The following is a 20,355-nucleotide window of genomic DNA, read 5'->3' on the forward strand; positions in this document are numbered from 1 at the left end:
ATTTTTTAATTTGGTTCATTATATTTTACATGCTTTCTATTTCCGCCTTAAGTGCAGCAACTCTTTTATCTTCCTCTCCCTTTGCTCCTTTTTTCATTATATAATCGTCGATATTTTTCATCGCTTTTTCTTTATTGCCTATTCGCTTGTAGAGGTAGGTCAGGCAATAATATGCCGGAAGGTTTTCACTGTTTTCTGATTTGATCTGTTCCACAGCTTCTACTGCCTTATATAACAAGTTCTTGTCTGCATCGGCAAAATGTTCCCTCTGGCCCAGTTCATAAGCAGCCTGTATAATACTATAGGTTCCTTGCTTCTTATCTGATCTTTTTAAGTTTTCGGCGGCAGCTATTTGTAATTCCCACCATTTTTCAAATTCCTTATTTGCTATGTGGTAATTACCCGTCCAGCTATTTTCATAAAACTCCTGGTTCTCGCCTGCATAGTCCTTTTTACATCCTTCAATGGCTTCTTTTAATTCACCGAAAGTGCCTGTAGATGCGATCTCATTGATATAATCATTTATAGCGCCTTCTATGATATAAGTATAATATTCTTTGGGCATTGATTCAATAGCGAGAAACTTGTCCTTATTATTTAAAAAGTAGAAGAACGGATCGCTTTTATATTTCAACCCTGTATAGGCTATGATCGTATATCCTTCTTCAGTAGCAAACTGATCCGGTTGCATGGTGGCAATGAATGCCGTACCAACCTCCCTGATCCTTTCTCTGTTATTCTCTACCCCTAAAGCTTTTATATATTGTGCCATAAAACTGATCTCCCGCTCACCATCGGCATAGCGTTTTTCCAAACTCCTGATTTGCCTGGAGGGGTCGAGGGCTATTTTTGCCTGTTCTATCAGTTCGGCACCATTCTGGAAAGCAACAATTTTATGCACTATTTCGGCCTGGGCGTTAATGAATAACATGGTTGGGTAGGCTGTGATGTTATACTGTTCTGCCAACGCAACACCCTCGCCCTTTTCCATATCCATTTTAAGGCTTACAAAATTTTCGTTGAAGTACCTGCCTACTTCTTCTAATGGAAATACCTCTGCAGACATCTTCTTACATGGCCCGCACCATGTTGTATAACAATCAAAGAAAAGGAGCTTGTTTTCCTGTGCAGCTTTTGTCAGGGCTTCACTAAAAGTACTTTTCTCGAATTTTATTCCTTGTGCATTGGCCGTGATCCATCCAAAGATGAACAGTGCCACAACCATGCTTATTGTATCAGACTTTAATTTCATACGTTCAAAATTTCTTAATACCCCCACTCAGCTGTTTTTCTTTCTCGTTTACCTGTCTAATCAAATAATGCTGCCAAATCGCGATCCATATCCTCATCGGTTCCGCCGCCACCGCCGTAGCGCCCGACGATGGTTCCGTTTGGATTGACCAATATCTTAGTGGGCAATGTATGAATGCCGTACGCATCACTAATCCCGCCATCTAATACTTTGTATTTGCCTTCAGTTCTATCAATTTTAAGACCTCTCAGCACATGATGCCAAATACCAATACCATCTTTCTCTACCGCTTTTCGCCATTTATCCGGATCACTGTCATCGTCGGACACCCCAAGAATTTCCAGTCCTTTGTCATTATATTTTTTATAAAGGCTTATCAGGTGAGGGTTTCCTTTTCGGCAAGGCACACACCAGCTGGCCCAAAAATCAATAAGAAGGTATTTTCCTTTAAAATCTGAAAGCTTTAAGGGATCTCCGTTGATATCCGTTGTACTGAAATCTGCTGCCAAACTGCCCGGAGCTCCTTTTTTTAAATTCTCTACCTCCTCTTCCAATTGCTTTCCAAATGTTGTTGACCTATACTTTGCAGTAAAGGAATCGTATAATGGTTTCGCTTCATCATAGGTTAGATCCGATAGCATAAAAAACAATGAATACATACTTATAAACGAATCCGGGTGATTTTTAACAAACTGCATGGTTGCCTTATTTTGTGTATCGAACATGGGGGTTAGTGCTTCTTTCAGATCGTTAATCTCATAACTGATAGCTTCCAGTTCTTCTTTATCGGCTCCTGAGTCTGATGCTTTCCGGTATTTTTCATTCATCGCCTTTAAAGCTCCTTGCTCTTTCTTATAATCCGCGGCAATATGGTTCCTGATGGAATCGAGCTTGTATTCGTCATCCTGAGTTTTTGATCCCTTCAATGTTGAATTTTTAAAGTTGTTATAATCGAGTTGGAGCTTCATAATTGCCGGTTCGGCAAAAAGGCTTAAATAACTATCGTCGGTAATGCCTCTCATATTCGCATCTTTAAGGATGCCTATACGAAGAACAGGTTCTTTAATTTCTTTTTCGATTATAAACGATCCATCCCGGATCATAATAGTGTCTATGCCACTTTCGCCCGGTAAATATATCTCGCCATCGCTTAATCCTGTGACGGTTCCGTTAATACGATACGTATCCGGCTTCAAGGGATGTTCTGTTTTACACCCGATCAGAAGCAAGAATACTAAAAAGCTGTTTACTAGTTTCATCTGTTTATTTTTATTATTTTTTAATCGGTCAGATCGAATGCCCTGATCGTTATCCAGATTTTCGTTACGGGCATTTCATACGTTCAAAATTTTGTAATCATTTTTAAAATAAGGCGATCAAAAATTTTAAATATTTTTTTTGATCAATTATTTAATTGCCTAAACCTTTTATATAAGTAAAATCAGTTGTTATCTGCCACAGGCCCGGTTCAGATATTTCAAAAACAAAATAGTCTTGTTTGTACAGCACCTTAAGTTTTACAGGGTACGTTACGTTGGTAAGTTCTACAAAATTGTTTTGGTTGTTTTGAGTTTGAAATCGACCATCTAATACAGCAATCGTGACTCTTGGATAATTGATAAGTTGTTGTCCCTCCTTTATAGAGATCCTCACCCCCTGGATATTCTCTTCTATCTTACTAAAGTTTACCGCCGATACGTTTTGAGATTTCTCTATGTTTTTAAATGATCTCTCGTACAAGCCTTTATATATATCATTTTTCCAGAACCCTTTCACCACACTGTCTTTAACCTTGTAATATAAAGTGCCTTCCCCATGTTTCTCTCCTTTTCGGAATTCTCCTTCGAACACATCACCATTTTTCCATATATAAGTACCTTTCCCTTCCGGCCATCCTTTTTTAAACTCTCCTTTGTAGGTATCCATACCAATCGCCTCCCCTTCACCGTGGGCTTTGCCTTTTTTACATTCACCTTTGTACTCCCCCTCAAGAGCAGCCATAAGAACTTTACATTCCTGTGCGTTAGAAATTTGGAACAGGAATACCATTACAAGCAACAGATTTTGTTTCATTGTTAAAAAGTAAATTATGATTTATGAGGGTGTCTAAAAAGTTTTTTTGTTGTCTGTTGGAACATAGCCGGGAGCTAATTGCATCTGATTATCAATAAATTTCGACTGCGCTCAACCCGGCATTTAGTAATTATAAAAACTTTTAGACACCCTCATTTTAAATCTATTAATAACCGGGGTTCTGCTCTACCACATTTCCTCCGGCATCAATTGAATTTTGATCGATGGGTAAAATATACTTATCCGGGTCTGTAGCTGTAGGTTTTACCGTCGTAACATCGAAGCCATCAACAAAATGGTAACGTACCAGGTCGAACCATTCTTCTCCCTGCTCCATTGCCAATTCGATATATTTTTCAATCCGTACTGCTTCTAAGAACTGACTTAAAGATATCGTAGCCGGGTACGTTTCAAAACCGTCTCCGCCTGTAGTCGTTGCTCCTGCCCTGACCCTAACTGCATTTAAAGAGGCTAAGGCTTCAGGGGTAACGGTACCTGCTGCACGGGCAGCAGCCTCTGCATGAATTAAATATACTTCTGCCATTCGCAACTGATAGATCATGGAATATGGACCATTGGCATTGTACTTATAAGTTACCAACCCGAAAAAGTCGGTAAAATACAAGCTGGAAAACCTCGATCCGTCGTGAGTGATATTCTGGCCTGAAATGTCGGTAGATCCTAATGCTAAAGCTTCAAGAGCCGGGGTTCCTCCCGCATAAAAGCCGACAAAATTTCCAATCCCAATATTCTCGTCCGGGGTTCCTTTTACCCCAAACAGTACTTCAGGGCTATTAAACAGACTTTCTGAAGAACCATCAAAGATACTTGTATATGGAGTTGTAAGTTCAAAATCAGCTCCGGAATTATCGATAACATCCTTTGCCAATACCGCAGCCTGAGGATAATCGCCTTTATACAATAGCACCTTGACTTTTAACCCTTTGGCATATATTTTATTTGTATAATACTTCGCTCTTAGATCAGGAGCATTTGCAATGGCATCATCCAAATCTGAAATAATAGCTTCATAAGACTCTTCTACGGTATTTCTGGGAAAGGCTTCAGCAGACCTGGCCGGATCTGTTCTTAAAGTTATCCCGTAAGCAGAACCCGTATCATAAAACTGTCCCCATAAACGCAACAGATAGAAGTTTGCAGTAGCGCGAATTGCCTTTACTTCTCCTATCATTTCTGATTTTCTACCAGCCGGAGAAAACTCACTATCAGCTATTCCGGATACCTTTTCAATAAACCAATTACACCTGTTTACTATATCGTACATACGTGTATAGGCTCCCAGATTATCTCCCGTATTTACTGAAACCGGATTATTTGCCATATACCCCTCGGGCTCTGCTCCCGTATTAAAAATACTGGGCGCCATCGCACCGCTTAAAACAGAGGGCAACAAATATATTTCAGGGTTACCCGAAGAAGTACTCCTTTGCCTAAACCCGGAGTAAACACCGCCGAGTGCTAATTCTGCGGTAGCCTGATTGTTTATGGCTGTTTCCGCATCTAATGAATAGCTTGGTTTATAATCTTCGATATCTTCAGTAAGTTGGCATGATGTCAGGCTTATAAACAAAAAGCATAACAGCACATATATATGATTAAATGTTTTCATGTGAATTCTTTTTTTAGTTATTATAAGCTGATATTAACACCAAGGGTAAAGGTCCTCGCCTGCGGGTATGAATATCCCTGGTCGCTAATTAAATCGATAGTACTCCCTCCTCTTTGGGTGTTTATACTCTCAGGATCGATACCCGGATAACTGGTTATTGTAAACAGGTTATTTCCTGTTAACGAAAAACGCACGTTGGATATGCCCACCTTCTGCAACCAATCCTGATTAAAATTATAAGCTATAGAAGCTGATCGTAACTTTATATAGCTCCCGTCTTTTACATCTCTGCTGGTTGCTGTACTATAACCATGGGTTGAAGACCCCAGGCGGGCATACTCTGCATCTGTATTTTCAGGTGTCCACAGATCGTAAATATGAGTGGTTTTATTTTCGTAAGCCCTGTTTATCCCGGCTATCTCAGCGCCTTCTCTCCAATACTTTTCGTTCCCCTGAACAAAATTAAAATTAAAGGTAAAGTCCCAGTTCTTATAACTCAGGTTGTTATTCCACCCGCCATAATAGGCCGGATTAATATCGCCCAAAGAAATACGATCAGCATTAGTAATCTCGCCATCGCCATTTACATCTCTATAAATATAATCTCCCGGCTGGGTTAACCCGGAATAATAATTGCCATCCGGAGCTCCCGCGTTTAATGTTGTAATTTCTTCCGGGGTTTGTGCAACAGACACAACATCGTATCCCAAAATATACCCTACAGGCTCTCCTTCGGTAATACCGGTGCTCCCAAAACTAGAGGTAGCTCCACCATGCAAAGCTTCGACATTATTATCAATAAAGGAAATATTAAAAGACGAGTTCCATCTGAAATTTTCATTTCTGATAATATCTCCTCCCAATTCGATTTCCCAACCTTTGTTACTTACATCTGCCACATTTGAGTTCCATGAAGAAGCCCCTGTTTGTCCCGGTATGGGGGTTAAAAGTATAATATCGTTCGTTTTCTTTTCAAAATAGACGATCTCTCCGTTCAATCTGCCGTTAAACAGGCCAAACTCTAAGCCTAGATCTAACTGATCGGTCTCTTCCCAGCGGATACCCGCATTTGGCACACCTTCTACTACGATCCCGTTTACACCGTCGTATTCAGAATCTCCGTTTCCAAGTGCCCTGTATATCGCTAAATAGGTAAACGAAGGCAGGTTATCGGACCCTGTACGTCCCAAACTGGCACGTAATTTTAGCTGACTGATAAGACCGTTATCTTTCAGGAAACTTTCGTTATGCACATTCCAGGCCAGTGCTCCGGAAGGGAAAAAACCGTGTTTATTGTCCGGTCCGAACTTACTCGAACCGTCATAACGCGCTGTAAATGTAGCAAGATACTTTTCTTTATAGTTATAGTTTATCCTTCCAAAAACAGAATTCAAGGCATTTTCATTAAAATCACTCTCATAATTATGTACATTCTGAGCCGATCTTATATCCGTTAATATATAATCGTCAGGAAACCCGTCGTAGGTTTGTGATTCCAGATCGAGCTTAGAATAGTCCCAAGACAATCCGAGTACGGCATCGACAGAATGATCGTTGGCAAAAGTCTTATTAAAGTTAAGTGTATTTGCCCAAGAAGAGGTTACACCCGCACTACGATTGACCCCCAGTAACGCGCCGCTTGCTCCATAAAAACTTTCGAAAAGGGCATCTAATGTAAATGACGGACTAAAAACCTTAGAATGATCATTGAGCAGGTTAAGGCTTAGCTGCGATCTGAATTTTAGACCATCTGCAATTTTATATTCTCCATAAACAGAACCCAAAACATTTTGAGAGATGGCTACGTTTCTTACTTCTCCATCATCTCCGACAGGGTTGTTCAACATGAACCCAAATGTGCCTACAGATTGAGTAAATGAACCATCATCGTTATACACTTCCAGATCCGGCCGGTATAGTGCGCCGGTGCGGAGGTTGCTCAATCCTGATTGTTTATTGTCTGAATAATTATAACTGATATTAAACCCGACCCTTAGTTTATCTGATACATCAGCATCTAAACTACTCGTAAAGTTGTACCTGTTAAACTTATTACCTAGCATAAGTCCTTCCTGGTCTGATACTCTTGCCGATAATAAGTAGTTAACTTTGGAAGACCCTCCACTTACATTAAAATTGTACTGGTTCCAAACAGCATTATCGTTTGTAATCTTATCCTGCCAATCGGTATTTGCATTTCCAACGGTCACCTGATCGATCAACCCTGCCGGTGTTAAAAAATCATTTACCCATTGCTCAGTGTTTAAGGCGTCAAAAGTCCTCAACGGATTCTGAATGGTTGTACTATATGAAAAGTTAAACCTGGGTGCCTGATTTCGTTTTCCCCGTTTAGTCGTAATAACAATAACGCCATTCGCGGCTCTTGATCCGTAAATAGCAGCTGCCGAAGCATCTTTAAGCACATCTACCCGCTCGATATCTGCCGGGTTTATAGCTAATAACGGGTTTTCCCTGTCGCCGAAAACGCCTAGTCCTGTACCATCTGCAAACCTGGGGTTAATAGTAATAGGAACCCCGTCTACTACGTACAGTGGCTGGTTATCACCGATCAACTGGCTAAGTCCTCTAATATGGACAACAGCACCACTTCCGGGAGCTCCGGCTTGAGCAGAAACATGCACTCCGGTCATTCTCCCCACTAAAGCCTGATCGACCGTTTGTGTTTTTACCTGAACAATTTCTTCTGATTTAACAGAACCTACCGACCCGGTCAGGTCCTTTCTTTTTGTTGTTCCATACCCCACAACCAGAACTTCTTCCAGCGCATTTACGTCTTCTTTAAGGCTAAAATTATACGTAGTAACCCCGGCAATTATAGGCTTATACTGAAATTCGAATCCCATCATGCTTACATAAATAAAGTCTCCTTCATTGGCTTGCAAAGAAAATCTCCCGTCAAAATCGGTTGCGGTTCCCCTCAGTATAAAGTCTTTGTTCACAGGAGCACCTGCTTTGGGTTCGTTGTTGGTCACTACTACCGTTGCGCCGACAAGTGGTAATCCGGACGGATCGGTCACAACCCCGTTGATCATAATCTGAGGAGCAGCCTTTTCTTTTTTAACAATAATGGTATTGTTTGCAAACTCATACGTTAAGTGCATCGGTTTCAACACTTTTACAAGCAATGCTCCGGCTTTTATAATTCCTTTTTCCAGTTTAACATCGGGAATAGCATTTATTTGATCGTTGCTGTAAATAAACGTGTAATTTGTCTGCGATTTGATCAGGTTAAAAACCTGTTCAACAGAAATATTCTGATCTCTGTCAATCAAGATTTCAGCATCCTGTGAAAATCCGCTATTCGGACTAAAACCGAAGAGGGTAACGCAAAACAAAAACATAAATACTTTCATGATAAACCGAAGTAGTCTTAATCTGTAATCAAACAGATTGCTGGTTAGTCTAATTTTCATACATTTGAAATTGGTAAGTTAATATTACAGTTAATTTGCTCTCAAGGGGAATAGACCTGTGACTTTGGACGGTTGGCAGGTGCTGTTCCCTTTTCTTTTATTTTGTTATGATCAATACATCGTTATCCTGTTTAAATTTTACTTCTTCTGTTCTTTCCAGATAGGTCAATAATTTACTTATATCGTCTTCTCTTTTAAGGAATCCCGAGAATATTTTGGTTTTTAATTCCTTCTGTTCAAATAAATATTCAAAATTGTACCAGCGGGAAAGGATTTTCATCATTTCCTCCAATGTCATTTTATCAAAATTGAAGTACCCGTGTTTCCATGAAATCGTATTGTTCACATCTACCCTGGCTACATTTAAAGTACCATCAGATATATTAAAAACCGATTGTTCTCCCGGTGTGATATTCTTGTTGACCGTTCCGTTGTTGATGTTCACCCTGCCTTCTACAAGAGTGGTGTACACATTCTCGTCATCCGGGTTCGCACGGATATTGAATTCTGTCCCCAGTACTTTTACCTCCTGATCTTCCGTAGTCACCAAAAACGGCTTGTCGTTATTAAAGCTGCTCGGGCTTACCTCAAAATAAGCTTCTCCATACAATAACAGTACCTTCCGCTCTCCTGCATTTTCAAAACTTACAGGGTATTTAAGTTTACTTTCCGAATTAAGCCAAACTTTGGTGCCATCGGTCAGTTCAAGCTGAAATTGACCTCCCCTCGGGACGGTCAGTTCATTATATCTTATTTCTTTTTCTTTAGCATGAAACTTGTCGTTGTATACCAGGCTTTGGCCATTACTGGCAACCTTCTCCGTTTTGTACACCTTTCCGGGTTCGAGAATTACATTTTCCCCGTTCTCAAGCACCAGAACAGCCTTATTTTCCCCGGGAGAAATAGACACTACCTGTCTTTTTTCTTTTCCAAACTCCAAACCGTGTTCAGACATATTGGCTTTCAGTGCGAAAAAAGCAATTGTCAAAACTGCTGCCAAAGAGGCTACTGCGGCATACCATAGCTTCCTTTTTCTTTTAATTCTTTCGGTATGTTCTTTTTCTATTTTGGCTTCGAGCACTTTTTTCATACCGGTCAGATTATAGGTTGTCAGATTAAAATCCACAGCATAATTCAACCTAACCTGCTCTTCAAAAATTATTTTATTCCGGCCATCATCCAACCATTCCGAAAGGCGTTCCAGTTCGAATAAATTGATCGAGTTTGTTAAATACTTCCCGATAAGTTCTATGGCTTCTTCTTTTTGCATATTCATTTAATAGTTCTACCTCTAATACGAACTCAAAACAACACACCCTACCTTTTTATAAATTTTATTGTATAAATTGCGTAATTTTAACATATGACCGACGCTTTTTATATGAATTTCAGAGAAAACAACATCTTAATCAACGGAATTAAAAGTGGTAACAAAGAGGCATATATTTTTATGGCTGAGCGGTATCACCATAAGCTTTGTGTCTATGCCAACAGCCTGGTGAACAATCCCATGCAGGCAGAAGATATCGTTCAGAATGTATTTATCAATGTGTGGATAAAAAGAGAAAAATTAAATCCTGATTATTCTCTTAAAACATTCTTATATAAATCGGTTTACAATGAATTCATCGATCAATTCCGCAGGGGACAAGTGATGAGTAAAATAGAGCAGTTATTTGTAGAAAGCCTGAACAATGTTATATCGGATCAGGAAAATGACAATACTGAAAAAATGATCAAACTGGTTAGAAGTGCCATAGACGAACTCCCTGCAAAATGTAAAAATATTTTTGAACTCAGTAAAAAAGAAGGACTCACCAATATTGAAATTGCTGAATATCTTGGGGTATCCGTAAAATTAGTAGAGAAACAAATTACAAAAGGGTATAAATCAATCAAGGAATATGTGGCATCAAGATCAAAGGTTGTCCTGATCATAATCAACCATATGAAAATGAAGGTCGGGAACAACGTCCTTACTCGGTAAGGACTTACCGGACACTATCTGAATTTTGGATAAAGGTACCATCGCGGAAAGTGTGTAAATAAAATTCATCGAGGTTTGACTTTTCTACAATTGATCTTTTTTTCAAAAGATGATAAAGAGCCGGTTAAGGATTATTCCCCGGTTTCTAATGGGCATAAATCTTTTTGAATTTAATCAGATAATCACAAATGTAAAACTTAGTTTTCGTCTTCTAACTTCCGTCTTCAACTCCTACTCATCCCTTAAGCTTTCTACCGGATTTCGTGTTGCTGCCCTGTATGTTTGCCAGCTTACCGTAAATAAGGCTATGACCAGAGTACATAATCCTGCCGAAGCAAATACCCACCAGCTTAAAGCCGTTTTATGGGCAAAATTCTCCAGCCATCTACTCATAGCGTAATAACTTATCGGACAAGCAATTACAAAAGCTATCCCTACCCATTTTACAAAGTCTTTGTTAAGCAGTAACATGATCTCGGTTATGGCAGCGCCGTTTACCTTGCGGATACCGATCTCTTTGGTTTTACTCTCGGTCATAAACAAACTGATAGCCACCAGTCCTAAAAGTGAAATAAAGAGGACAATAACAGTAAAGGCTTCCAATGATTTTTTTAGTTGGAGTTCCTTTTCATAAACACTTTCATAATCCACTTTATGAAGGATATTGTCTTTTGTATTATTATTGTAGGTCTCTTCTTTTTTTATGTCCAATAGCAATTGGATCAATTCTTCTTTATGGTTTTCATCGTAAGATACCTGCAAAAACTGCATAGGAAAATTATCAAATCCGTAGCCTATGATCACAGGATAAACAGGACTGTATAGCGGGGTATTATAAATGTTCTTAAAGACCCCAACGATTATGGCATTGTTTATATTTGTAGAAGTAAAAACGGTGCCTAAAGGTTTTTTAAGATTCGCTCTTTTAACAAATTCTTCATTTACAATTACTTCAATCAATTCATCCGTTTTCTCCGGTGTCCAACCAACAACTTGAAATGTATTTGAAATTATAGGTTTTCTGGTCGACTTAATGTTGCGTCCTTGTATCAGTTTCAGATTATATGTCTTCAGATAATTTGTATCTCCTCTTACCATCATTCCTTTGATTTGATTTTTAGAGGATCTTATTTCAATATCTTCCAGATTGAATTGTGATCTAAAAAGGATGTCCCCAACGGCCACATCATTAATATAACTTTTAGCCTTTAATTCATTCATCAGCACCTCCCCGTCAACTCCGTAAGGACTAACAGTGACCACATTTTTATCAAATCCCAAATCTTTGGTCTCTATATATTGTACTTGTTTTCTTATTAAAAATATGGAGCTCATCAAGCCTATTAACAATACTAACTGAAATCCTATAATCACCTTTTTGGAAAACCATGAACTTCCCCATTTTCCATTTTCATTCTTTCTGTTGACAAAAATTGCTTTGTATGACATTGCAAACTCCAGAGTTCCTATAACCAATCCTACTACAAATATGATCAGCAGATAAGAAACAATTAGCATTTTGTCATTATGCCATGAAAACTCATAATCGGTTTTGATGAGCTTATTGAAGACACTATTAAGGAAAGGATATGTAAGCAGGGTCAGAATAAAGCAAATCAGTATGTTGAATACCGATTCAAACAACAACAGGACATATATATTTAGCTTGGATATTCCCAGGTTCCGGCGGATCCTAAACTCGCCAGTCCGGTTTAAACTAAGTCCTAAATTCATTAGCACGTAATTAAAGACTGCCAACAATAATGTTAATGAGCCTATTAGTATCAGAACACCTATAAACTGTTTCGATCCCTTTTTTTTCTGATTGGTGATATCAAAAGAATCAAAATAGATATTGTCCAAACGTTGTAACTCATACATGAAATTATTTTCATCAACCTCTTCAACTCCTCCATTTTTTGCTTTTGTATAAAGGGTCTCTCCTATTTTATTGGCGAAATCCTTTACTTTTTCAACATGCGGCAAATGCAGGTATAGGTCGGCAATACCAATTCTCCACCCAACTTCTTCTCGCGTATCTGTATAGCTTATAAGTGGATGGGATTTAATGTTTAAAAAGACGTCTGACTGTAGTGTAGCGTTCTTTGGAATATTCTCTATAATACCGGCCACCAGATATTCTTTGTCTTGAGAACTACTATTGTTATAAGCTTTAAGTACCTTACCGAGAGCTTCCCCGTTTTTAAACAGTTCCCGGGCTTTTCTTTGCGAAAGGATAATACTGTTTTCATCATCTTTAAATGTTTGCAAATTCCCTTCTATAAGTTTAAAGTCAAATAGATCAAAGAAAGAGGGCTCTACGTACATTATTTCCTGTTCTGTCTTTTCTCCGTTAAGCACCAGACTTATAGGAGCGTTGTTAGTGAGAACACGGGCATAATCATTTACTTCCGGCAATTTATCTTTTAAATACCGGCCCATAGGGGGTGGGGTCATTTCGCTCCTGTTACTGCTTGAAGGCCGGGTTTGCAATACCCTGTAGATTTCTTTTCTTTTACTGTGAAACGTATCTACACTCAACTCTTTATAAACGAAGTGATAAATGTGGAAAGACGCTACGATCGCCACACTCATCCCCAGTATGGAAACAGCATAGATTTTATAATTCCTTGTAATTCTTCGCAGGTATTCCCTTAATATTTTGAATAGCATTTTTAGTTGTTGGTTTATATATGTATTTCTTCTTATTCCCCCTTATCTTCCCTAAGGGGAGAAGATGTTTCTTTTTCTTTGGTCAAAAGACAAATTCCGAATACCATTTTTAACTCGTAATTCCTCTATCCACTTCTGACTCTCGTTTCGTAAATCGTCAAATACCAAAAAGCAAATCCCAAATTCCAAGCTCATAGTTCTGAACCTTTAACTTCTGCCTTCCGACTTCAGCTCCTACTCATCCCTTAAGCTTTCTACCGGATTTCGTGTTGCTGCCCTGTAAGTCTGCCAGCTTACCGTTAGTAAGGCTATGACCAGGGTACATAATCCTGCCAAAGCAAATACCCACCAGCTTAAACCTGTTTTATAGGCAAAGTTCTCCAGCCATTCAATCATAGCGTAATAAGCTATCGGGCAAGCAATCACAAAAGCTATCCCTACCCACTTTATAAAATCCTTGTTAAGCATGACCATGATCTCGTTTATCGTTGCGCCGTTTACCTTGCGGATACCGATCTCTTTGGTACGTTGTTCCGATTTAAAAAGCGACATTCCTATTAATCCCAAAATAGTTATAAAAACAGCAATAACCGCTAACGCTAAAATTGATCTTTGCAATATTCTATCCTTACTATAAATATCATTTATCAACGTTTCATAATAATCAGGATCGAATACGACATTTTCCTGACCGCGAACCATTGTATTAACTCTTCGTTTATCTTTTATGACGTTTACTTCCTCTTTACTCAATAAATCATTTATCAATTCGACAGCTTCTTTTCTTTTGCCTTTTTCATATTTAATTATCACTCCTCCATATTCGGAATAACTTTGCGGTATTTTGAAAAACAATGGTCGTAGTGTATTATAGAGCGATTCAAATTTAAAATCATCAACTACGCCGATTATGGTGCCCTGACTTGTTTCTTTATTTATAGGATTGTCGGTAATTCCCAAAAATTTGATGGCAGGTCCATTAACAATGATATTTTCTCCATTAGTGTCCGTTGTAAATGTTTTAGAAAAATTACGGCCTGCTTTTAATTTAATGTTATACAAAGGAATATAATTAACATCAACTTCAAATCTCTCCATCGACACCTGTTTTGAAGGCGACTTATTTAATGCTACACTATACCTGGCAGAACCATCATGCAATGGTAAAATAGTTCCCTCCGAAACATTTTTAATTACTGGATATTTTCTAATCTCTTCTTTAAAATGGGATGCATCCCAATTAAGTTTTTTTATCATCAAGGTATTATCTACCGAAAAACCTTTACCTGAATTAATCATGAAATCCAGTTGTTTATAATAAACCAATGAAAATGCTAACAAAATAACGACAATAACTAATTGAATAAACATCGTGCTATTTTTCAACAGAAAAGACTTCCTCTTTTTTAATTTACTTTCCTTAATAATTTCAATAGCATTGAACCTGATCAAATAGTAATTAAAATAAAGAGCCGCTAATATTGTAACCATCAAAACGATCGCAATTGCATAACAAAAAAAGGCATAATTAATATTCCCACTTAAAATTAAATTGCTATCTGAAAAATCATTAAAAAAGGGCAATACAAGTTTCATTAACAATACAGCAGTAACAGCAGAAATAATACTTATGGTCAAGGATTCTAACAAAAATATTTTTAATACTCCTGAAGCCCTCAATCCATTAATCTTTCGAACAGCAAACTCCTTCATTCTTCGTTTGATAATTGCTGTATATAACAGTAAAAAATTCGTTATTGAAATTATCAATATTAAAATGCCAATAACCGCATAAATAATGACTCGTTTTAAAGAGCCCGAAGACGGTCCTTCAATATTTTCGGAAAACAAATGAACATCCACAAGTGGCTGTAGGTCATAAGTTTCATCAAAAATTTTAGGTTGAGCTTTATAAACCTTATTCATTTTTTCTACTACCGTTTCAATTGCAGCCCTCTTATCAATCAGAATATAAGCTTGTCCTCTTTTGCTTCCATAATTTTGTGGCTCCATCATGCTTTTATAGGCAAAAGAATTACTGTTTGGAACTATCAGGTCAGGAGCAATTGTCGATTTCCTAGGAAAATCTTCATAAACTGCCCCTATTGTAAATTCTTGCTTTCTATCATGTGTTTCTATTGTCAAAACTTCACCTACAACCGATGCCTTTTTAAAATGCTTTAACGCAAATTGTTTTGAAACAAGAACAGTTTTTGGATTTTCTTTGAGTATGTTTAAATTACCCGAAATTCTATTGAATGTAAAAACATCCACAATTTCAGGATCGGCATAAAACCATCTTTCCGGATCTTTTGTTCCGGCAATGCTAAAAAACCCTTCAAAATAAGTTGCCGATTGTATGATTTCCGGAACCTGATCTTGAAAAACTTGCACGATTTTCGGGTTGTTTATTGATTGTAATCCGTCTTGAGTAGTTTTATTTAGCACCCTAAATACATTCTCATGCCTTTTATGGTATAAGTCGTAGCCTGTTTCTTCAGTAACATACAACAAGGCAATAAAAGCTACACATAGTCCAATACTCAAACCTGTTAGGTTTAAAAAACTGTAAGGACGTTGGGTTATAAATGCCCTGTATATTATTTTTAAGTTGTACAACATAGTTTATTTAACTCCTTAATCTTTTTTTATTACACTGTGGCATCAAAAACAACCTTCTTGATTTGGGCTGCATTCTAACTACTGGCTTTTGACTCTCGGCTTTCAAATCGTGAGTCGTCAATTGTCAAGTTCCAAAAATCAAATTCCAATTCATAACTTTTAACTTCCGACTTCTGACTTCAAACTTCACATCTATTCCTCTTCTATCAACTCGTGAATACGCTCTGCTACTATCTGTCCGTCAAAAAGGTTTACTACCCGATGTGCATATTGCGAATCCCTGTCGGAATGTGTTACCATCACTATGGTAGTTCCTTCCTGGTTAAGCTCGGTAAGTAAACTCATCACTTCCCTCCCGTTCTTAGAATCCAGATTACCTGTAGGCTCATCGGCCAATATGAGTTTGGGATTTGCTACGACAGCCCTGGCTATAGCTACACGTTGTTGCTGACCTCCCGATAACTGTTGTGGAAAATGATTTAGCCGATGTCCCATCTTCATCCGTTCCAGTACTTCTTTTACGCGACGTTTACGTTCTTTGACGCTTACTTTAAGGTATACCAGCGGTAATTCGACATTTTCAAAAACGGTTAATTCATCGATCAGGTTAAAACTCTGAAAAACAAAACCGATATTTCCTTTTCGCTTTTGGGTACGCCGGCTCTCTTTTAATTTTCCGAGCTCCTCCCCAGCAAATTTGTAACTCCCTTTACTCGGGTTATCGAGCATTCCGATAATATTGAGCAAGGTCGATTTCCCACAGCCGGAAGGTCCCATAATGGCTACAAATTCGCCTTGTTTCACATGCAGGTTCACTTCGTGCAGAGCACGGGTTTCCACTTCCTCTGTCCTGAACACTTTCGATAGGTTTTCTGTTCTTATCATGGTTTTAAAGTTTCGTTGTTTCTTTTTTTTTATATTTTACAAATGAATTCTATTTCAATAGATTTGGTTGTCACCATATCAGATTCGGCTACAAACCCCATAAGCCTATTCATCGCGCAAGCTTTCTACCGGATTCTGCGTTGCCGCCCTGTAGGTCTGCCAGCTTACTGTAACCAAAGCTATGATTAGGGTAAACAGTCCGGCGAGGGCAAACACCCACCAGCTTAAAGCCGTTCTATAGGCAAAATTCTCCAGCCATCCGCGCATAGCGTAGTAGGCTACGGGACATGCAATAATAAAGGCTATCCCCACCCATTTTATAAAATCCTTATTAAGCATGACCAAAATATCGGTTACCGTAGCGCCATTTACTTTTCTTACTCCGATCTCTTTAAACCGCCGTTGTGTATCGTACAAAGCAATAGTAAACAACCCTATGGCAGAGATCAACAATGCAATAATGGTAAACACGATATAGATGGTACTCAGCCGCTTTTCTTTTTGGTATAAAGCTGCGATATCGTCGCTTAAAAAGGAGTAACTAAAGGTCTGATTGGGATTTATTTCTTTAAATAAATCTTCTATAAGCTGAATTCCTTCCCCGGTCCGTCCTTCATGGAATTTTATAAAATACTCTGCTTCAGGATCCTCAAAATATACCATAATTAAAGGTTCAGGTCTAGCTGAAAGATGTTCATAATTAAAGTCTTTAACAACCCCTATTATTTCATAGCTGTCGTCATCGTCTTTAGCCCAAATTCTATTATTAATTCTCGTTTTGGTTATATCTTTAATATTCCAGTTTTTTAATGCTGCTTCGTTTATCACAATTTTATGACCACGTTGCTCATCAACCCCGGTTTCAAAAAAACGCCCTGCAATAAGTTTAAAACCAAACATATCTTTATATCCCGGTGATACAACAAGGCTGTTTTGGGTTTCATATTCATAAGTTTCTCCCTTAGGTTTCCAATCAATTGGAAAAACATCAATAGGAGAATTTCCCTGCGTAACATTTTCTATACACGAAAAAGAAGCTAACTGGTTGTTAATGTAACCAGGGATTTTCATTAGTTTCTCCCACTCCTGCATTCTTCGCTTCTGGCTCCAGTTCTTACTTTCAAAATTAAAAGGGGGCTCATAGAATAACTTTACTTTCATAATCCTGTCTTTATGGAATCCCAAATCTTTATTGAGCATTAGCCCTAACTGATTATTCACCACAAGTCCTGATATCAATAAAATGAGAGCCAGGCTGTACTGCAAAATAATAGTAACCTGACGTCCGCTTAGTTTGGAAGAAACCGCTGTATTCTGTTTGATATTTTTTACAGTAGAAAATCTGTTAATAACCCATGCAGGATAAATCATCCCAAAAAAAGTTATGATCAACAATACGGTCAAATTGAGTAAAAACACCTGTATAAAAGGGGGAGCTAAAGCAACTCCTGCAAAAGCATTAAAATGGGGTAGAATAAGATTGTAACCAATCGTAATAAGTAATCCGGCTATAAGTATTAAAGCAAAAACCTCCACCAATTTTTGTAAAACGATGTGCTTTTTTAAAGCACCATTCACCTTAGAAATGGCTATGCTCTTAAGTATGGCATTGGTATTGACTATTTGTAAATTGGAGTAATTGAGTATCGAAACAAAAAATATCACAAGTATAATAACAAGTAATACCTGTATGTTCTTTTTATTTCCCGATGCGAATGGCGTATATTTTTTCATGGCACTTAACTCATTGCTGAAATATATGTCATCTAAACCTACAATAGACGTAATGCTTTCTGTTAACTGCGGATAATAGCTAGAAACTTTATTATTAGATCCTTTTATCTTTTCTTCAAAATCTGCTTTGTTAAAATTAGGACTTGCTTTAAAAAAAGGCACGCTAATCCTACCATAGCCATGATCCAGATGCTGATAGGGGATTATATAATCAAAAGTCATAGAACTGTTTGACGGAATTTTGACTACCCCTTGCACAGTATGGAGCCCCTGATACATCCTTACTTCAAAATCTACCATTTTCCCCATCGGATCTTCATCGCCAAAAAGTTGCTTGCTGAATTCTTCACTTATGATAATGGATTGTTTATCATTCAACACTGTTTTAGGATCGCCATACAACAACTTAAAATCAAAAACCTGAAAAAAGCTACTATCCACTACCATTCCTGTCGGGGTATAAGTATTGTCTTTATACTTTATTTTGGTATCGTTCTCTATAAAACATCTTATGGCCACACTACTCTCAATTTCAGGATATTTATCCGCTTCAAATTTAAAAGGGGACAGCCATTCGCTTTTTGGAGATTGCTTCATCACAACTGTATAAATATCTTTCTCCCGTTTATGAAAATCATCCATGGTCAATTCATTATACACATACGAAAAGAGCAATGATATGCACAATGCGCCCAGACATAGTGTAGCCAGGCTACCGATAAAAATGACCTTGTTAGACCTAAAGTTCCTGAAAGCAAATTTTATATAATGTTTTAGCATCTCTTTAGTTTTGATTTATCATATATTATGGCGGTTATTTCAATACCAGTTTTTCATTATCGCCAAAATTATCGTAGGAAGAGATAATAACCTCTTCTCCTGCATCCAGGCCCTCGGTAATTTCATAATATTTCGGGTTTTGTTTTCCGATCTTCACTTTGCGTTTCAGGGCAAATACACCCGAAGGGTCCACCACATAAACCCATTGTCCTCCCGTACTGCCAAAGAAAGCACCTTTTGGGAGCAACAATGCATCCGACGGCGCTCCCAACTGTAATTTCAGATAATAACTCTGACCTGTACGGATATTATCGGGCTTATCGCCGTCAAATACAAAATCCACATCAAATTTACCATCCCTGACATCGGGGTATACTTTTCGCAGTCGCAACCTGTAAGTTGTATTGCTACGTTCAAAGCCGGCTGTCAATCCGTGTTTTACACGATCTATATAGTGTTCGTCTATTTGCGTTTCTACTTTAAAATCAGACAGCACATTGATCTGTCCTATATTTTGCCCTTTCCCTATTTGTTTCCCTATTTCGGCATCTAAAAATCCTAACTGCCCCGAAATCGGGGCTTTTACATTCAGGTTTTCTATACGGTCGTATTCCATACCTAAGGTTTGCCGCATACGGTCAAGATCCCGGGTCAGGTCGAGGATACTACCGGTATTCCGTAAAGAATCCTGTTTAGTTTGAAACTTATTGACCTCATAGCTTTTCCGGGCCAGTTCATAATCTTCCTTTGCCCGCAAATACTCTTCTTTGGCAATAAGTTCTTCGCTATAAAGCTCATTATACTGTTCGTGTTTTCGTTTGGCTTGCTTTAAGCGGTATTCGGCATCCAATAAACTCTTTTGCGAGGCATTGCGTTTGGTCTCAAAATCGATCTGGGTCTGCCGCAAGTTATTCTGCTTGGTTGCCAGATTGGTCTCACTGTTCAGTATTTGTCCATAGAGTTCGCGGTTTTCCAGCTTTAAGATCACATCTCCTTCCTTTACCATACTTCCTTCTTCGATCAGGATTTCTGTTACACGTCCGCCCTCATAAGCGCCCAGATAAACCGTGGTTATCGGGCTTACCTGACCGCTCAAGCTGATGTAATCGTTAAATTTATCCTTTTTAACCTGACCAATGGTAAGTTTGTCCTTTTCTACTTTCAAGGTTGAAACTGTCCTGCTGAAAGCTATATAATAGACAAAATAGAATAACAATCCTGTAATAACGGCAATGCTTATGTGTTTGGGTTTAATGCCTTTTTTCTTTACTATTCTAGTATCCAT

The 20,355-nt window shown here is 38.2% G+C and carries 12 protein-coding genes; 1 reads left to right on the plus strand and 11 read right to left on the minus strand.

The window, feature by feature from the left end; translation table 11 throughout:
• Positions 1-25 precede the first annotated feature (25 nt).
• The 6 genes from MQE36_RS16015 to MQE36_RS16040 all read right to left on the minus strand — a co-directional run bounded on the left by MQE36_RS16015 (position 26) and on the right by MQE36_RS16040 (position 9,665).
• Positions 26-1,252 carry a thioredoxin family protein gene (locus MQE36_RS16015; RefSeq protein ID WP_242936978.1) on the minus strand — a complete coding sequence of 409 codons (1,227 nt, stop codon included), beginning with the start codon at positions 1,250-1,252 and terminating at the stop codon, positions 26-28.
• Between the two features lie 56 nt (positions 1,253-1,308).
• A complete protein-coding gene (locus tag MQE36_RS16020; protein ID WP_242936979.1) occupies positions 1,309-2,511 on the minus strand; it encodes a TlpA disulfide reductase family protein in 1,203 nt (400 codons plus the stop codon).
• 151 nt (positions 2,512-2,662) lie between these two features.
• Positions 2,663-3,325 (minus strand): MORN repeat-containing protein, encoded by a 663-nt coding sequence (locus MQE36_RS16025; protein ID WP_242936980.1) that lies wholly within the window; start codon positions 3,323-3,325, stop codon positions 2,663-2,665.
• 166 nt (positions 3,326-3,491) lie between these two features.
• A complete protein-coding gene (locus tag MQE36_RS16030; RefSeq protein ID WP_242936981.1) occupies positions 3,492-4,955 on the minus strand; it encodes a RagB/SusD family nutrient uptake outer membrane protein in 1,464 nt (487 codons plus the stop codon).
• A gap of 20 nt (positions 4,956-4,975) precedes the next feature.
• Positions 4,976-8,389, minus strand: a complete 3,414-nt coding sequence (locus tag MQE36_RS16035; protein ID WP_242936982.1) for a SusC/RagA family TonB-linked outer membrane protein — start codon at positions 8,387-8,389, stop codon at positions 4,976-4,978.
• Between the two features lie 97 nt (positions 8,390-8,486).
• The gene (locus tag MQE36_RS16040) at positions 8,487-9,665 is read right to left on the minus strand and encodes a FecR family protein (RefSeq protein WP_242936983.1); all 1,179 of its coding nucleotides are present in this window, start codon (positions 9,663-9,665) and stop codon (positions 8,487-8,489) included.
• A gap of 87 nt (positions 9,666-9,752) precedes the next feature.
• On the opposite strand from MQE36_RS16040, the gene MQE36_RS16045 reads away from it, so the two are divergent.
• Positions 9,753-10,376, plus strand: coding sequence for an RNA polymerase sigma factor (locus tag MQE36_RS16045; RefSeq protein WP_242936984.1), 624 nt, complete (start codon positions 9,753-9,755; stop codon positions 10,374-10,376).
• A gap of 231 nt (positions 10,377-10,607) precedes the next feature.
• Here the strand turns inward: MQE36_RS16045 and MQE36_RS16050 are convergent, their stop codons facing one another.
• The 5 genes from MQE36_RS16050 to MQE36_RS16070 all read right to left on the minus strand — a co-directional run bounded on the left by MQE36_RS16050 (position 10,608) and on the right by MQE36_RS16070 (position 20,355).
• Positions 10,608-13,049, minus strand: coding sequence for an ABC transporter permease (locus tag MQE36_RS16050; protein WP_242936985.1), 2,442 nt, complete (start codon positions 13,047-13,049; stop codon positions 10,608-10,610).
• Between the two features lie 234 nt (positions 13,050-13,283).
• Positions 13,284-15,671, minus strand: coding sequence for an ABC transporter permease (locus MQE36_RS16055; RefSeq protein WP_278286576.1), 2,388 nt, complete (start codon positions 15,669-15,671; stop codon positions 13,284-13,286).
• A 192-nt stretch (positions 15,672-15,863) separates the two neighbouring features.
• Entirely contained in the window at positions 15,864-16,556 is a 693-nt protein-coding gene (locus MQE36_RS16060) for an ABC transporter ATP-binding protein (protein ID WP_242936987.1), read from the minus strand.
• A gap of 105 nt (positions 16,557-16,661) precedes the next feature.
• Positions 16,662-19,070 carry an ABC transporter permease gene (locus MQE36_RS16065; RefSeq protein ID WP_242936988.1) on the minus strand — a complete coding sequence of 803 codons (2,409 nt, stop codon included), beginning with the start codon at positions 19,068-19,070 and terminating at the stop codon, positions 16,662-16,664.
• A gap of 34 nt (positions 19,071-19,104) precedes the next feature.
• The gene (locus MQE36_RS16070) at positions 19,105-20,355 is read right to left on the minus strand and encodes an efflux RND transporter periplasmic adaptor subunit (protein WP_242936989.1); all 1,251 of its coding nucleotides are present in this window, start codon (positions 20,353-20,355) and stop codon (positions 19,105-19,107) included.

This window comes from Zhouia spongiae (assembly GCF_022760175.1).
Lineage (GTDB): Bacteria > Bacteroidota > Bacteroidia > Flavobacteriales > Flavobacteriaceae > Zhouia > Zhouia spongiae.

Coding starts and splice junctions, on each gene's coding strand:
- MQE36_RS16040 (WP_242936983.1), bottom strand. CDS start 9,665: ATGAATATGCAAAAAGAAGAAGCCATAGAACTTATCGGGAAGTATTTA.
- MQE36_RS16015 (WP_242936978.1), bottom strand. CDS start 1,252: ATGAAATTAAAGTCTGATACAATAAGCATGGTTGTGGCACTGTTCATC.
- MQE36_RS16065 (WP_242936988.1), bottom strand. CDS start 19,070: ATGCTAAAACATTATATAAAATTTGCTTTCAGGAACTTTAGGTCTAAC.
- MQE36_RS16045 (WP_242936984.1), top strand. CDS start 9,753: ATGACCGACGCTTTTTATATGAATTTCAGAGAAAACAACATCTTAATC.
- MQE36_RS16050 (WP_242936985.1), bottom strand. CDS start 13,049: ATGCTATTCAAAATATTAAGGGAATACCTGCGAAGAATTACAAGGAAT.
- MQE36_RS16060 (WP_242936987.1), bottom strand. CDS start 16,556: ATGATAAGAACAGAAAACCTATCGAAAGTGTTCAGGACAGAGGAAGTG.
- MQE36_RS16070 (WP_242936989.1), bottom strand. CDS start 20,355: ATGGATACTAGAATAGTAAAGAAAAAAGGCATTAAACCCAAACACATA.
- MQE36_RS16025 (WP_242936980.1), bottom strand. CDS start 3,325: ATGAAACAAAATCTGTTGCTTGTAATGGTATTCCTGTTCCAAATTTCT.
- MQE36_RS16035 (WP_242936982.1), bottom strand. CDS start 8,389: ATGAAAATTAGACTAACCAGCAATCTGTTTGATTACAGATTAAGACTA.
- MQE36_RS16055 (WP_278286576.1), bottom strand. CDS start 15,671: ATGTTGTACAACTTAAAAATAATATACAGGGCATTTATAACCCAACGT.
- MQE36_RS16030 (WP_242936981.1), bottom strand. CDS start 4,955: ATGAAAACATTTAATCATATATATGTGCTGTTATGCTTTTTGTTTATA.
- MQE36_RS16020 (WP_242936979.1), bottom strand. CDS start 2,511: ATGAAACTAGTAAACAGCTTTTTAGTATTCTTGCTTCTGATCGGGTGT.